The sequence below is a fragment of the Microbacterium maritypicum genome, assembly GCF_041529975.1.
Lineage (GTDB): Bacteria > Actinomycetota > Actinomycetes > Actinomycetales > Microbacteriaceae > Microbacterium.
Genome location: NZ_CP168030.1, coordinates 3,211,605 through 3,226,608, shown reverse-complemented (window position 1 = coordinate 3,226,608; position 15,004 = coordinate 3,211,605). Strand labels below are relative to the sequence as shown.

The window sequence follows — 15,004 nt, the reverse complement described above, 5'->3', positions numbered from 1 at the left end:
CTCCGGGTGTCAGTGCACCGACAGTCCACCGTCGACGAACAGGGAGTGGCCGGTGACATAGCCCGAACCGGCTCCAGCGAGGAAGACGGCCGCGCCGGCGAAGTCACTCGGGAGCCCGTTGCGGCCGATCATCGTGCGGGCGGCCAGCTCGGCGATCTTCGCCGGGTCCTGCTGCAGACGGGCGTTCAGCGGCGTCAGCACGAACCCGGGTACCAGCGTGTTGCTGGTCACTCCGGTCCCTCCCCATGCTTCGGCCTCGGAGCGCATCAGCGACTCCACCGCCCCCTTCGAGGCGCCGTAGACGCCACTGCCGACGAAAGCTCGATGCGCCTGCTGGGAGCTGATGTGGATGAGCCTGCCGTAGCCGCGCTCCGCCATGCCCTGCGCGTAGCGCTGACCGAGCAGGAAGGGCGCGAGGGCGTTGACGGTCATCGTCGCGTCCCAGTCGTCTTCGGTGATCTCCGCGAACGGCGGACGGATGTTGATGCCCGCGGAGTTCACCAGGATGTCGGGCTCCCCGAACGGCTGGACAGCGGCCTCCGCGAGGGCACGGATGCCCGACCGCGTGCTGAGGTCGCCGACGACTCCGGCCGCGCGGCAGCCGTGCGCGCGGAGTTCCTCGACGGTCTCCTCGATGCGGGCCTCGCCGCGCGCGACGACGACCGTGGCGGCACCGGACCGGGCGAGTGCCGTGGCGATGCCGCGGCCGATGCCGGAGCTGCCGCCGGTGACGACCGCGGTGCGGCCCTCGAGCGAGAAGAGGGAGGCGAGGTAATCGTTCATGCGGTCATCCGGATCGTTCGTTCAGCTGTGCGGCGTCACCACGCGAGTGCGGCGGTGATGGTGGGATCGGGGGAGGCATCGGCGAACTCGGGGAGTGCCCGCAGCTCTGCGATGAAGGCGTCGACCTCGGCGGCGTATGCCGGGTCGGGGTGGCTGCTCGCGATGTCGAGCAGGGACGGCATGTCCATGGCGAGGATGAGCTCGAGCCGCGCGACTACCGAGCCTCGGGCACCCGCCTCGTGCAGCACACGGATGCCGCCGCGCAGCGCAGCGAGGTAGTCCTTCAGTACAGGCAGCTGGGCCTTGCCCTGCGTGATCGAGGTGCCGTCGGCACGCAGCCGCCACTGCACGACGACATCGGGGATCACATCGAAGGCCCGCGCCCGGGTGTACATGAGCTGGGCGACCACCTGGTCCTCGTACGCGACCCTCTCGGGGAAGCGGAGATCCTGCCAGAACTCGGTGCGGCTCACCTTGGACCAGGCGACGATGTTCGACACCGCCCGCGGGTGTGCCGCGAGTGCGGTGCCGAGGCGCTCCGGCGAGGTCGCCGCCGCCACCCAGGGCTGCACGCGCCCGGCGACATACGCTGCTCCCTGCGAGCGTGAGCGCACGTAGGCGCCCGCCACGAAGTCGCTCCCGGTCGCTTCGAGTGTGCCCGTCATCCGCGCGAGCGCGTGGGGCAGAAGCTCGTCGTCACCGTCGAGGAACCCGAGATAGGGCGTGTCCACGAGGTCGAGGCCGACGTTGCGCGCGGCGCCGAGGCCGCGGGATGCGGCGTGGTGGATGGCCGTGAACCGGTCGTCGGCGGCGGCCGCCGCGTCGAAGATCGCACCGGTGTCGTCGGTCGAACCGTCGTCGATGAGGATCGCGCGCCATCGCAACTCGGTCTGTGCACGCAGCGAGTCGAGTGCGGCGGGGGCGAAGGCGGCGATGTCGCGTCCGGGGACGATCACGGTCACGATCGGGGCGGCAGCGGTCACCAGCCGAGTCTATGGCTGTGCATCAGCCTCGCGCCGCACGCACGGACTCCGCGACGAGGGCAGCCAGCCGCTCGGGTGCGTCCTCAGGGAGCTCCTCCCGCCCGAAGGTGAACCGGACGGATGTCTGGGCCACTTCGGCAGGAACACCGCACGCGAGGAGCACGTGCGAAGGCTCGTCGCTGCCGGCCGCGCACGCCGAGCCACTGGAGGAGATGACCCCGCGGCGCTCCAGCTCCAGCAGCACGGACTCTCCACTGGTGCCGGCGAACGTGAAGCTCGCCGTCCCGGGCAGACGGCGCACGGCGTCGCCGGTGAGCGCGGCTTCCGGAACGCTGTTCAGCACGAGGGAGATGAACCGCGCGGTGGCCGAACCCACCCGCGCCGTCACGGTCGCCCGTTCCTGCTCCGCGAGCTCCAGCGCGGTCGCGAGCGCCACAGCCCCGGCGACGTTCTCGGTGCCCGAGCGCCGCCCGCGTTCCTGACCGCCACCGTGCAGCAGAGGCTCGATGGGCACACGTCCGCGCACGGCGAGTGCGCCGATCCCCTTGGGGGCGCCGAGCTTGTGCCCGGCGATCGATACTGCATCGGCACCGAGCTCGTGCAGGGGAAGCCATCCGGCCGACTGCACGGCGTCGAGGTGCAGCGGAACGCGAGCGGCGCGGGTGACGGCCGACAGCGCCGCTGCATCCTGAACGGTGCCGATCTCGTTGTTCGCGTGTCCCACCGAGACCAGCGCGGTGTCGGGGCGGATCGCCGCGGTGACGGCATCCGCAGAGATCCGTCCGCCGGTATCCACCGGCAGCAGGGTCACGTCGACGGAGTGGAAGCGTTTCAGATACTCGGCCGACTCCAGGATCGATTCGTGCTCGATCGGGGAGATCACCAGGTGTCGTCGCCCTGCCTCGAGCGCCGCGAGCACGATGCCCTTGACCGCGAGGTTGTTCGCCTCGGTGCCGCCTGCGGTGAACACGACATCACCGGCACGCATCCCCAGGACGCGTGCGACCCGGGCGCGGGCCTCGTCGAGGGCGCTCGCCGCAGCCTCTCCCGCGGTGTGGTGGCTGGACGGGTTGCCGAACACGCCCGTCAGGTACGGGCGCATCGCCTCCAGCACCTCCGGTCGCACCGGGGATGTCGCGGCGTGGTCGAGGTACAGCACGGGCTCAGTCGATCCGCAGGTCCAGGCCGAGGTCGAGAGCGCGCGCGGAGTGCGTCAGCGCCCCCACTGAGATCACGTCGACGCCGGTGCGTGCGATGTCACCGACGGTGTCGAGGTTCACCCCTCCCGACGCTTCGACCGTGGCCCGGTCGCCGATCAGGGCGACACCTTCGCGCAGATCGTCGAGCGAGAAGTTGTCCAGCAGCACGGTGTGGGCGCCACCGTCGAGGACGGCAGGGATCTGGTCGAGGCGGTCGACCTCGACGACGACGTGCGTGGTGTGCGGCAGACGGGACAGAGCGTCGCGCAGCGCCGAGGCGAGGTCGAGGCCGGAACGGGTGAGCACGGCGAGGTGGTTGTCCTTGGCCATCACGGCGTCGGACAGCGAGTACCGGTGGTTGCGGCCGCCGCCGGATTCGACGGCGTGCCGCTCGAACGCACGGAGGCCCGGGGTCGTCTTGCGCGTGTCGGCGATGCGCGCGCGGGTGTCGTCGACAGCCGCGACGTAGGACGCGGTGAGCGTCGCGATGCCGCTCATCCGCTGGGTGAAGTTCAAGGCGACGCGTTCCGCGGTGAGGATGCCGCGCGCCGATCCGGAGACCGAGGCGAGGACGTCGCCCGCGGTGAAGTCGTCGCCGTCGCCGACGTGCAGATCGACGACCAGGGTCGGATCGGTGAGGGCGAACGCGGCAGTGAAGACCTCACCGCCGCTGAACACCCCTGCCTCGCGCGCGACGAGGTCGGCGGTGGCTGTCGCCTCGACGGGAAGCAGCGTCGTGCTGGTGAGGTCGCCCCACGGCGCGTCCTCCTCGAGGGCTGCGCCGACGACGCGGGTCAGGGTGGAGCGGGTGAGCATCAGACGGTCTCCAGGATCGATGAGCGGGGGCGGGACGGCGCGGCGTCCGCGGAGGCTGCGGCGTCGACTCGGTGGTGGGCGCCGACCGAGACGGTGCGCTCCAGCGCGGCGGAGGCGGTGGCTTCAGCGAGGAGCAGCAGGTTCGCGTCCTCGTGCTCGACGGTCGTGGTCGGCCGCGACGAAGATGCAGTCCACGCGCGCACGATGGCCAGTGCATGTGCGAGGCCGTCGTGGGTGCGGAGCAGCCCGACCTCATCCCACATCAGCTGCTGCAGCGCGGCGCGGCTGAATTCCGGCGTATCCGATCCGCGGTCCTCCATCGGCGGCCGGACAGCGGCAGGGGGTGCGGGCACCGGCACGAGACGCCAGGGCATCGTCAGCGCAGCAGCGGCCCTCGCGCCGAAGACGGCCCCCTCGAGCAGGGAGTTGGACGCCAGACGGTTCGCCCCGTGCACGCCGGTGCGGGCGACCTCGCCGACGGCGAAGAGTCCCGGTAGCGTCGTGCGGCCGTCGAGATCGGTGACGACACCGCCCATCAGGTAGTGCGCGGCGGGGGTCACCGGGATCGGCTCGCGCGACCAGTCGAATCCACGCTCCCTCGTCACCCGATCGATGGTCGGGAAGCGCGCGGCGAGGGTCTCGGCCCCGAGCATCGTGGCGTCCAAGCGCACCGGCCGCCCCTGCGCGGACGCCTGCCGTGCGATGGCCCGGGAGACCACATCGCGAGGGGCCAGCTCACCATCGGGGTGACTGTCGAACGTGAAGCGTCGACCGGCGTCGTCGAGCAGGGTCGCACCTTCCCCGCGCACGGCCTCCGAGATGAGGAACGCCGGACCCGACGCCAGGATCGTCGGATGGAACTGCACGAACTCCAGGTCGGCGACAGCCGCGCCCGCGCGCAGGGCCACGGCGATGCCGTCACCGGTGGCGCCGGTCGGGTTGGTCGTGTGCGCGTAGAGGCGGCCCGCGCCGCCCGTCGCGAGGATCACCGCGTCGGCGTGGAGCTCGGTGGTGTCCCCGTCGCGCAGCACACGAATGCCACGCACGGCCCCCTCGGCCACGACCAACTCGGTGAGCAGAGCATGCTCGACCACGGAGATCTCCGTGCGTCGCACGGCGGCGATCAGTGCCGCGGAGATCGCCGCGCCCGTGGCATCCCCGCCGGCGTGCACGATGCGTGCATGGCGGTGGGCCGCCTCGCGTCCGAGCTGCAACGCCCCCTCGGCCGTCCGATCGAACCCGACGCCGCGGGCGATCAGCTCCGCGATCCGCTCGGCGCCCTCGGCCACCAGCACGTCGACAGCCGCGGGATCCGAGAGCCCGGCACCGGCGTCCATCGTGTCGGCGGCATGCTGCTGCGCCGAGTCGTCGGGCCCGTAGATGCCCGCGACGCCTCCCTGGGCGAGGCCGGTCGACCCGTCCCCGGGCGCTCCCTTGGTGACGAGCGTCACCGCATGTCCGGCCTCGTGCGCGTGGAGTGCCGCCGTGAGACCGGCGATGCCCGAGCCGACGACCAGGACGTTCATCGTGTGCTCGCACTCACCGGGGGCTTCGCAGCGAGCATCCGCTCCAGCGCCACTCGGGCGGGCTCGGCGACGTCGCCGGTGACCGTGATCCTGTTCGGTGTGCGACCGGCGACGAGCTCCTCCAGCACCCAGGCCAGGTAGCCGGGGTGGATGCGGTACATCGTCGAGCAGGGGCAGACGACCGGGTCCAGACAGAAGATCTCGTGCTGCGGGTACTGCGCCGCGAGCCGGCGCACGAGGTTGATCTCGGTTCCGATGGCGAACGTCGTGGGCTCGGTCGCGGAGTCGATCGCTCGGCGGATGTACTCGGTCGAGCCGGCCTCGTCCGCCGCGTCGACCACCTCCATCGGGCATTCCGGGTGCACGATCACCCGCACGCCGGGGTGGTCGGCGCGGGCCTGGTCGATCTGCCCGACGGTGAAGCGCCGGTGCACGGAGCAGAAGCCGTGCCACAGGATCACCCGGGAATCGACGAGCTCAGCGGCCGAGGAGCCGCCGAGCGCTCGCCGCGGGTTCCACATCGGCATCTGCTCGAGCGGCACGCCCATCGCCTTGGCGGTGTTACGCCCCAGGTGCTGGTCGGGGAAGAACAGCACCCGCCGGCCGCGCTCGAAGGCCCACTCGAGAACGGTCTGGGCGTTGGACGAAGTGCACACGATCCCGCCGTGGCGTCCGACGAAGCCCTTGATCGCCGCCGAGGAGTTCATGTACGTCACGGGGATCACGGGCACGCGGCCGTCCGCGTCGGGGGCGTCGAGATCGCCGAAGACGTCTGCCAGCTGCTCCCAGCACTCCTCGACCTGGTCGATGTCGGCCATGTCGGCCATCGAGCATCCGGCGGCGAGGTTCGGCAGGATCACGGCCTGCTCGGGCTGCGAGAGCAGATCCGCGGTCTCGGCCATGAAGTGCACGCCGCAGAACACGATCGCCTCGGCGTCTGCTCTGCCTTTGGCTGCCGTGGCGAGTTGGAAGGAGTCGCCGACGTAGTCCGCGTGCCGCACTACCTCTTCGCGCTGGTAGAAGTGGCCCAGGATCACGACCCGATCGCCGAGAGTGGCCTTCGCCGCGCGGATGCGTGCGTCGAGTTCGTCCTCCGACGCCTCCCGATATGCGACGGGGAGTTCACCTTGCCGTGGGGATCCCGTGGGGATCACGTCACCCATCGAGGAGCCGGGTCCGTATCCGGGTCGGGAGTCGAAGTCCCACGGCCCCGCGGCCAGGTCGGTGGCGCAGGTCGGGTCGGTGGATGTGCCGGCGACGATCGCCTGGATGGCGTGGTCCACCGAGGCGTCCAGCGGCGGAACGGCGGGCGCGGGGACGAAGGTGATGCTCATCGGGTGCTCGTTTCTTCGGGACCGAGGGGGCCGCGGTCGGCCAGCTCGACATCGGTGTTGTCGCGGTACAGACGTGCAGGACGGTGGCTCCCGGTGCGGAAGCGGTCGGTGGGGAGCAGGTTGCCCGCGGATTCCACCTGACGACGGAAGTTGGCGGGATCGAGGCTCTTCCCGAGGATCGATTCGTACGCCTCGCGCAGCTCCGCCAGCGTGAACTCGGCGGGCAGGAAGCCTTGTGCGACCCGGCTGTAGCCGACCTTGTTGCGCAGGCGCCAGAGGGCGTATTCGACGATCTTGGCGTGATCGAAGGCCAGTTGCGGCAACTGATCGATGTCGAACCACCGGACGTTCTCGGGGGCATGACCGGATGCCCGGTGGGCGGAGATCTGCGCGGTCACGTCGTCTTGACGCAGCAGCGCCCAGTACACGATCGAGACGACTCGGGTGGGGGAGCGGTCGACAGCGCCGAAGGCGTAGAGCTGCTCCAGGTAACTGGGGGCGAGACCCGTCGTCTCGGCGAGGGTGCGAGCTGCGGCGTCGACGGGCGACTCGGTCGCGGTGAGCCAGCCACCGGGAAGCGCCCACTGGTCGGCGAAGGGCTCGCGGGTGCGCAGGACGAGGGGCAGCGCGAGGACCGCGCGTCCGTCGTCGGTGCGCCGCAGCGTCAGGATGACCGTCGAGACGGCCACCCGGATGTCCCCGCTTCGAGTCATAGACACCTTAACCTCCGGATTCGATCTTAGTGTCATCGAGACCCTTAGTGCGCGCACATGACGCCTTCTCGCGTCGAGGCCGAAACGTTATCTGGCGCGTTCCAGGAGGGTTGTTCGCCGCCACAGGGTTTGTTAGGTTACTGTCCTAACAAACCCCCTCCGGGAAGAGGCCGATCGGCCACCTCCCCGGGCCCACGAACCCCACAGTCGGGGTTCCGCTCCATCCGGAGCGATCCCTCCTGCAGTGCAGCACCGAGAGGAAACAAGAGAAATGATCCGAAACGGAAAGCGCAGAATCGCGCTCACCGCGATCGCCGGAGCATCCGTCCTCGCCATGGGCCTCACCGCCTGCGGCACCGGCGGCGGCGACGACGGCAATGCCGACAGCGACCGCGCCCTTCGCGTCTGGGCCGGCAGCCAGACGCCGATCGCCGCGAACTACAACCCGTTCGCGCCCACCGTGCTCCACGGCGCGCTCGGCCCCATCTACGAGCCGCTGTTCTTCTACAACAAGACGGCTGACACCGAGCCCGTCGGCCTGATCGGCGACACCTTCGAGTACAACGAGGACGGCACGGTGATCACGATCGCCATCAAGCCCGACCTCAAGTGGAGCGACGGGGAGCCCCTCACCGCGAAGGACGTCGCGTTCTCGTTCAAGTACGAGGCGAACAATCCCGAGGGCAACGGTCTGGTCTCCGCCGAGGCCACCGACGACACCACCGTCGTGCTGACGTACTCGTCCGCGCAGTACACGACGGAGTTCCAGCGCCTCGGCTCGACCTACATCCTCCCCGAGCACATCTGGGCGGACGTCAAGGACTTCGCGAACTTCACCAACGAGGAGCCCGTCGGTTCGGGCGCATACGTCGTCGAGAAGACGACCAGCGAGTCCTACACCATCGTCGCGAACGAGAACTTCCGCGACGCCGACAAGCTCGGTGTCAAGAAGGTCCAGTACATCGCGGTCGACAACAACCAGACCGCGCAGGACCTGCTCGCCGCCGGCGAGCTCGACTGGACCGGCATGTTCATCCCGAACCCGGACGATGTGACCGGCAACGGAAAGATCGACTGGATCAACACCCCGCAGGACCCCACAGTCCTGTACACCTGCTCGAACGCCGAGCTCGGCTGCACCGGTCCGCAGACCGACGTCGCCGTGCGTCAGGCGCTCAACGTCGCGATCGACCGCGCCACCATCAAGGACAAGGCGTTCGTCGGGCTCACCGGTGACATCTCGCCGACGTACGCTCTGCTGCCCCGTGACGAGAAGTGGGTCGCGGATCCCGCCAACGAGGTCAGCCCCCAGGAAGCGAACGTCGCAGAGGCGGGTGCGATCCTCGAGGCCGCCGGTTACACGAAGGACGGCGACTTCTATGCGAAGGGCGGCGTGCCTCTCGAGCTCACCCTCACCTCGGTCGACGGCTGGACGGACTACAACGACGCCGCCAAGCTGATCGCCGAGCAGGCGGCCGCGGCCGGCATCAAGATCAACGTCTCCACCGTGCAGTGGCAGGAGTTCTCCGACTCCCGACAGGGTGGAGAGTTCCAGCTCATCGTCGGCGGCATGATCGGCACGTCGGTGGCAGACCCGTTCCAGATCTACCGTGACTGGTTCGGCGGCACCGCGGTGCAGTCGACCAGCCCGGTCGGCACCGAGGTCCCGGCGGGTCGCTGGAACTTCAGCCGGTACAACAACCCGACGGTCGACGCTGCGGTGCAGGCCGCGATCAGCACCGATGACGAGGCGGAGAAGAAGGAGCTGTACGGCACGATCCAGACCGAGATCGTCCGCGACCTGCCCTACATCCCGCTGGTGATCAACGCGACCCAGACGTTCTACAACACGAAGGACTTCACGGGTTGGCCGACGGAGGAGGACCTCTACGCCTTCCCGCCGTCCTGGGGTGCGATCGCGGCAGGCTACGTCCTGACGCAGCTGCAGCCGGCCAAGTAGTCGAAAGGAGACGGGAAGCAGGAAGTCAGGAAAGAGTGACATGAAGTTCTATGCACGAAGAATCGGGTTCTACGCGTTCACGCTGTGGGCCGCGATCTCTCTCAACTTCCTGCTTCCCCGTCTCATGCCGGGGAACCCCGCCGACATCATGATCGCCAAGATGCAGCGGGCGGGCGGCGAGATCTCGGAGACGACGATCCGCAACATCAAGCTCCTGCTCGGTGGCGACGACTCCTCGCTCTGGGACCAGTACCTCGCGTACTGGGGCCGCATGTTCCGCGGCGACCTCGGGATCTCGGTCACCAAGTTCCCGACGCCGGTGAGTGAGCTCATCGCCGGAGCGCTGCCCTGGACACTCGTCCTGGTCGGCACCGCGACCGTCATCTCCTTCGTCCTCGGTGTCGCGCTGGGTGCGTGGGCCGGATGGAAGCGGGGCACCTGGGTCGACCACGTCATCCCTGCGACCACCGTGCTGCAGTCCATCCCGTACTTCTGGCTGGCGCTGATCCTGGTCTCGGTGTTCGCGGTCGGCCTCGGCTGGTTCCCGATCTTCGGGGGCTACGACGTGTTCGACTTCCCGGACGGGCCTGAGCCCACCTGGGCGTTCTTCTCCGACGCGTTCGCGCACTCGCTCCTCCCGGCGATCACGATCGTGATCAGCTCCGTGGGCGGCTGGTTGTTCGGCATGCGCAACATGATGGTGGCCACACTCGCCGAGGACTACGTCCTCACCGCCGAGGCCAAGGGTCTTCGGCACCGCCGCATCATGACGACCTACGCCGCGAGGAACGCGGCGATCCCGTCGATCGCCGGATTCTCGATCACGCTGGGCTTCGTCGTCTCCGGCTCCATCGTCATGGAGCAGGTGTTCACGTATCCCGGCATCGGCAAGCTGATGTTCCAGGCCGTCACGAACAACGACTATGCACTCATGCAGGGCCTGTTCCTGGTGATCACCATCACGGTGCTCGCCGCCAACTTCATCATGGACCTCGTCTATGGCTTCATCGACCCGAGGGCGCGCCAGAATGTCTGATCCGCAGAACACCGCCGGTCTCCTGACCGTCGAGGACGCGCCCATGACGGCGCCGGCCAGCACCGTCTCGCTCGCCACTCAGAGCCGAGGCCGCAAGCGGCGCATCCTGCCGAGCACATCGCCGAAGTTCATCGTCGGCTCGCTCCTCGTGCTCGCGATCGTGCTGTTCGCGATCATCGCGCCGTTCTTCACGCAGAATCCGCGCAGCACGGCGAACCCTGCACTGCAGCCGCCGTCGGCGGAGCACTGGTTGGGCACCACGAAGCTCGGCAACGACATGTTCGCCCAGCTCGCGATCGGTGCGCAGGGATCGCTCATGGTCGGGTTGATCGCCAGCGTGATCGCGATCGTGCTGTCGCTCGTCTTCGGTGTCCTCGCCGGATACCTGGGCGGCTGGCGTGAAGACGGACTCGCCCTCATCACCAACGTGATGATCGTCATCCCCGCCTTGCCGCTGGTCATGGTGATCGCCTCCTTCGTGCCGCAGCGCACCTGGCAGCTGGTCGCGATCTTCCTCGGCATCACCTCCTGGGCCGGCGCCGCCTACGTCCTGCGCCTGCAGACCCGTTCCCTCCGCACCCGCGACTACGTCTACGCCTCGAAGGTGGCCGGCGAGCGGTCGCTGCGTGTGATCCTGGTCGAGATCATGCCGAACCTCCTGCCGCTGCTCACGGCGCAGTTCCTCTTCGCTCTGATCTTCGCGATCCTCGGCGAGGCCGGGCTCTCCTATCTGGGGCTCGGGCCGACGGACTCGATCACCTGGGGAACCATCCTCAACGACGCGCAGTCCGGCCAGGCGCTCGGCCGCGGAGCGTGGTGGTGGTTCGTCCCGCCGGGCATCATGATCGCCATCCTCGGCGCCGGCCTCGCACTGATCAACTTCGCGATCGACGAGGTCATCAACCCGAAGCTGCGCAACGCGCCCGACGCCGCGCGCCGTGTGCGCAAGGCCGCGAAGACCAAGGGGGTCACCGCATGAGCGAGCCGGTGCTGACGGCGCGGAACGTGTCGATCGAGTACGAGGTCGACCCGCCGGTGAAAGCCGTGCGCGATGTGTCGCTGACGCTGAACCGCGGCGAGATCCTGGGTCTCGCGGGAGAGTCCGGCTGCGGCAAGACGACCCTGGCCTATGGGATGAACCGACTCCTCAAGGCGCCGGCGCTGATGACGGCGGGGGAGATCGTCTTCCATGACCGCGACGGTCATGACATCGACATCGTGGGTCTCGACGGCGAGGGCCTCCGGGCGTTCCGGTGGGACAAGATCTCGATGGTCTTCCAGGGGGCGATGAACTCGCTCAACCCGGTGATCTCGGTCAAAGCGCAGATCTTCGACATCTTCGACACGCATCGACCCGGTATGGGCAAGAAGGCGAAGACCGCACGGGCGGAAGAGCTGCTCACCCTGGTCGGCGTCGACCCGAACCGCCTGACGAGCTTCCCGCACGAACTCTCGGGCGGCATGCGGCAGCGGATGATGATCGCGATGGCCCTCGCCCTCGATCCGCAGGTGATGATCATGGACGAGCCGACGACCGCGCTCGACGTGGTCGTGCAGCGCGGGATCATCCGCGAGATCATGCGGCTGCGCGAGAAGCTCGGGTTCGCGGTGATCTTCATCACCCACGACCTGCCGATGCTGATCGAGATCAGCGACCGGATCGCGATCATGCTGCAGGGACAGATCGTCGAGGAGGGCACGGCGGAGGAGATCTACCGGACCCCGCAGCACGAGTACACGAAACGGCTGCTGTCGAGCTTCCCGTCGCTCAAGGGCGAACGCGGCGACTTCGTCCGCACCGGTGTCAGCCAGGAGGGCGTCCGATGAGCGCGAACCCGACCGCACCCACCGCGGCTCAGCCGGCGCGGCTGGAGGCCCGGAACCTGGTGAAGGACTTCCCCCTGCGCTCCGGCTTCAAGACGAGCATCCTGCACGCGGTGAAAGACGTGTCCTTCACGATCGAGGCGGGCAAGACGGTCGCCCTGGTCGGCGAGTCGGGGTCGGGGAAATCGACCATCGCGCGGATGCTCATGAAGCTGGAGACCCCCACCAGCGGGGAGATCCTGCTGGACGGGAAACCGTCCGGAACCCGCGGCCGGGCGCTGGAACGCTACCGCGCCGATGTGCAGATGGTGTTCCAGGACCCGTTCGCGTCGTTGAACCCTTTCCACACGATCGTGCATCACCTCGAGCGGCCGATCCGCCTGCACCACCCGGAGCTGTCTCGTGGCGAGGTGCGGGAGCGGGCCGTGGAGCTGCTGGAGCGCGTGCGACTCACTCCGGGGGAGAGCTACGCCGACCGTCGCCCGCACGAGCTCTCCGGTGGACAGCGTCAGCGCGTCGCGATCGCGCGGGCGCTGGCCCCCGGGGCGCGGTTCATCGTCGCGGACGAGCCGGTGTCGATGCTGGACGTGTCGATCCGTCTCGGGGTGCTGAACCTCCTCGCGGACCTACAGCGCGAGGAGAACCTCGGCGTCCTCTACATCACCCACGACCTGGCCACCGCCCGACACTTCTCGGACGAGATCATGGTGCTCTACAAGGGCGACGTCGTGGAGCGCGGGCCTGCGGACGAGGTCATCCTCAACCCGCAGCACGAGTACACCAAGACGCTCCTGGGCGCCGCACCCGAGCCCGACAACCTCGGCCGCCTCCGCGACGAGGTGCGCGCCGAGCTCGGCATCGCGCACTGACAGCCTCGCTTCGAATCGCGCGAATGGCCCTCTCGGAGCCCCGAGTGGGACCATTCGCGCGATTCGAACGCGCGTCCCCGGAATCCGGCGCCAGGGACCGGACGGGCTAGACTGAACCCACAATTGAAGACAGGCCGAATGAACCACGCGGGAGAGCCCCGGCGAACGCAGCCGGGCACCGAAGGAGCAAGCCTCCCCGCCAATCTCTCAGGTACGCGTACCGCGCGGTTCCGGCCACTCTGAAAAGCGATCCCGCGAGACTGCGGATCCGCCGACGGTGAAAACCCCGCCTCCGTGCATGGGTGAAGCTCTCAGGCCTATGACAGAGGGGGAGTTCCGAGGAGCGGCGATGCCGCCGTTCCGCCCGTCACAGCCCGGGAGAACTCCATGTCCGACCCCCGCTACACCCCGCTGCGTGAACGCCATGAGGCGCTCGGCGCGTCGTTCACCGATTTCGGCGGCTGGCAGATGCCCGTGCGCTACACCTCCGACCTCGCCGAGCACCACGCCGTGCGACAGGCCGCCGGTATCTTCGACATCTCGCACATGGCGGAGTTCCTCGTCACGGGCGAGAAGGCAGCCGAGTTCCTCGATTTCGCGCTCGCCGGACGTATCTCCGCGATGCCGGTGGGAAAGGCGAAGTACTCGCTGATGCTGGCCGCGAACGGCGGCATCGTCGACGACGTCATCGCGTACCGGCTTGCCGACGACCGCTACCTCGTGATCGCGAACGCCGGCAACCGGGGCTTCGTGGACTCCGCGTTCGCGAAACGCGTCCGCGACTTCCCCTCGCTCCTCGAGCGTGAGCAGCCGCCGCTCACGCCGGGGGAGGACCGCAGCTTCGCCGGTTTCCTCGGTGACCGCGGCGTCGATGTGGAGGATGTGTCGGACTCCTACGCGCTGCTCGCGGTTCAGGGGCCTGCCGCCGAGGCGATCCTCGCTGCGACCTCCGGCATCACTGAGCTGAGCAGTCCCTGGGCCGATCAGAAGTACTACGCGTGGGCCGACGCACGTTTCCTCGGAGAGCCCCTGCTCATCGCCCGCACGGGTTACACGGGCGAGGACGGCTTCGAGCTGCTCGTCGCGGCAGCTGACGCCCCCGCACTGTGGGACGCCCTGATGTCGGCCGGCGAACCGCACGGTCTCGTGCCCGCCGGTCTCGCGGCGCGCGACACCCTTCGCCTCGAGGCGGGCATGCCGCTGTACGGACACGAGTTGAGCCTCGACACGCTGCCCGCCCAGGCCGGCCTCGGACGCGTCGTCGTGACTGCCAAGGACGAGTTCGTCGGCAAGGAGGCGCTCGTCGCCGTCGAGCAGTCCGGAGCATCCGACGCTCCCGTACTGGTCGGCCTCGTCGCCGAGGGCAAGCGCGCCGGGCGCGCCGGCTACGCCGTCGTCGACGGCGAAGGCGAGAAGCTCGGCGAGATCACCAGCGGAGCCCTCAGCCCGACTCTCGGCCATCCGATCGCGATGGCCTACGTGCACCCTTCTTCCGCTGAGGAGGGAACCGCAGTATTCCTTGATGTGCGGGGGACGAAGATCCCCGCGACCGTGACCGCCCTGCCTTTCTATCGGAGGACCAAATGACCGACCTCGCCGCCCTCAGCTACACCGAAGAACACGAGTGGATCGCCGCTGACGGCGACACCGTGACGATCGGCATCACCGACTACGCCGCCGAGAAGCTGGGCGACGTCGTGTTCGTCGAGCTCCCCGCCGTCGGCACCGAGGTCACCGCCGGCTCCGTCGTGGGAGAGATCGAATCCACGAAGTCGGTCGGTGAGCTCTACGCGCCGGTCACCGGCACGGTCGTCGAGATCAACGACGCGGCCGTCGACGACCCGTCGCTCGTCAACTCCGCACCGTTCGAGGGCGGCTGGCTGCTCAAGGTCACCGTCGCCGCCGGTGCGTTCGACGGTCTGCTCGACCGCGACGCCTACGTCGCGCTGACGGAGGGCTGA

The 15,004-nt window shown here is 68.8% G+C and carries 14 protein-coding genes and 1 riboswitch; of the genes, 7 read left to right on the top strand and 7 right to left on the bottom strand.

Annotation, left to right across the window (positions count from 1 at the left end; genetic code table 11):
* Positions 1-9: 9 nt before the first annotated feature.
* Genes ACCO44_RS15605 through ACCO44_RS15575 form a run of 7 tightly spaced genes read right to left on the bottom strand, consistent with a single transcriptional unit; the run spans position 10 to position 7,354 of the window.
* Entirely contained in the window at positions 10-783 is a 774-nt protein-coding gene (locus ACCO44_RS15605) for an SDR family NAD(P)-dependent oxidoreductase (RefSeq protein WP_372467274.1), read from the bottom strand.
* 35 nt (positions 784-818) lie between these two features.
* Entirely contained in the window at positions 819-1,766 is a 948-nt protein-coding gene (locus ACCO44_RS15600) for a glycosyltransferase family 2 protein (RefSeq protein WP_372467273.1), read from the bottom strand.
* Positions 1,767-1,788: 22 nt separating this feature from the next.
* A complete protein-coding gene (locus tag ACCO44_RS15595) occupies positions 1,789-2,925 on the bottom strand; it encodes a cysteine desulfurase family protein (RefSeq protein ID WP_372467272.1) in 1,137 nt (378 codons plus the stop codon).
* 4 nt (positions 2,926-2,929) lie between these two features.
* Positions 2,930-3,781 (bottom strand): carboxylating nicotinate-nucleotide diphosphorylase, encoded by an 852-nt coding sequence (nadC, locus tag ACCO44_RS15590; protein WP_372467270.1) that lies wholly within the window; start codon positions 3,779-3,781, stop codon positions 2,930-2,932.
* On the bottom strand, positions 3,781-5,307 hold the full coding sequence (nadB, locus tag ACCO44_RS15585) for an L-aspartate oxidase (RefSeq protein WP_372467269.1): 1,527 nt from the start codon (positions 5,305-5,307) through the stop codon (positions 3,781-3,783). The genes nadC and nadB overlap by 1 nt, the downstream gene beginning before the upstream one ends.
* Complete coding sequence (gene nadA, locus ACCO44_RS15580; protein ID WP_372467267.1) at positions 5,304-6,641, bottom strand: quinolinate synthase NadA; 1,338 nt, start codon at positions 6,639-6,641, stop codon at positions 5,304-5,306. Before nadA ends, nadB begins: the two co-directional genes overlap by 4 nt.
* A complete protein-coding gene (locus ACCO44_RS15575) occupies positions 6,638-7,354 on the bottom strand; it encodes an NUDIX domain-containing protein (protein WP_372467266.1) in 717 nt (238 codons plus the stop codon). Before ACCO44_RS15575 ends, nadA begins: the two co-directional genes overlap by 4 nt.
* A gap of 271 nt (positions 7,355-7,625) precedes the next feature.
* Here ACCO44_RS15575 and ACCO44_RS15570 point away from each other — a divergent pair, with 271 nt between their 5' ends.
* From ACCO44_RS15570 to gcvH, 7 genes are all read left to right on the top strand, one after another.
* Positions 7,626-9,314, top strand: a complete 1,689-nt coding sequence (locus tag ACCO44_RS15570) for an ABC transporter substrate-binding protein (RefSeq protein ID WP_105709580.1) — start codon at positions 7,626-7,628, stop codon at positions 9,312-9,314.
* A 40-nt stretch (positions 9,315-9,354) separates the two neighbouring features.
* Positions 9,355-10,350: an ABC transporter permease gene (locus tag ACCO44_RS15565; protein WP_105709581.1), complete on the top strand. Its 996-nt coding sequence runs from the start codon at positions 9,355-9,357 to the stop codon at positions 10,348-10,350.
* On the top strand, positions 10,343-11,329 hold the full coding sequence (locus ACCO44_RS15560) for an ABC transporter permease (protein WP_105709582.1): 987 nt from the start codon (positions 10,343-10,345) through the stop codon (positions 11,327-11,329). Before ACCO44_RS15565 ends, ACCO44_RS15560 begins: the two co-directional genes overlap by 8 nt.
* Positions 11,326-12,177, top strand: coding sequence for an ABC transporter ATP-binding protein (locus ACCO44_RS15555; RefSeq protein ID WP_029262918.1), 852 nt, complete (start codon positions 11,326-11,328; stop codon positions 12,175-12,177). Before ACCO44_RS15560 ends, ACCO44_RS15555 begins: the two co-directional genes overlap by 4 nt.
* Positions 12,174-13,043, top strand: a complete 870-nt coding sequence (locus ACCO44_RS15550) for an ABC transporter ATP-binding protein (RefSeq protein WP_372467264.1) — start codon at positions 12,174-12,176, stop codon at positions 13,041-13,043. Before ACCO44_RS15555 ends, ACCO44_RS15550 begins: the two co-directional genes overlap by 4 nt.
* 138 nt (positions 13,044-13,181) lie before the next feature.
* A riboswitch (glycine riboswitch) is annotated at positions 13,182-13,276 on the top strand.
* Between the two features lie 154 nt (positions 13,277-13,430).
* Positions 13,431-14,630: a glycine cleavage system aminomethyltransferase GcvT gene (locus ACCO44_RS15545; protein ID WP_372467263.1), complete on the top strand. Its 1,200-nt coding sequence runs from the start codon at positions 13,431-13,433 to the stop codon at positions 14,628-14,630.
* Complete coding sequence (gene gcvH, locus ACCO44_RS15540; protein WP_372467262.1) at positions 14,627-15,004, top strand: glycine cleavage system protein GcvH; 378 nt, start codon at positions 14,627-14,629, stop codon at positions 15,002-15,004. The genes ACCO44_RS15545 and gcvH overlap by 4 nt, the downstream gene beginning before the upstream one ends.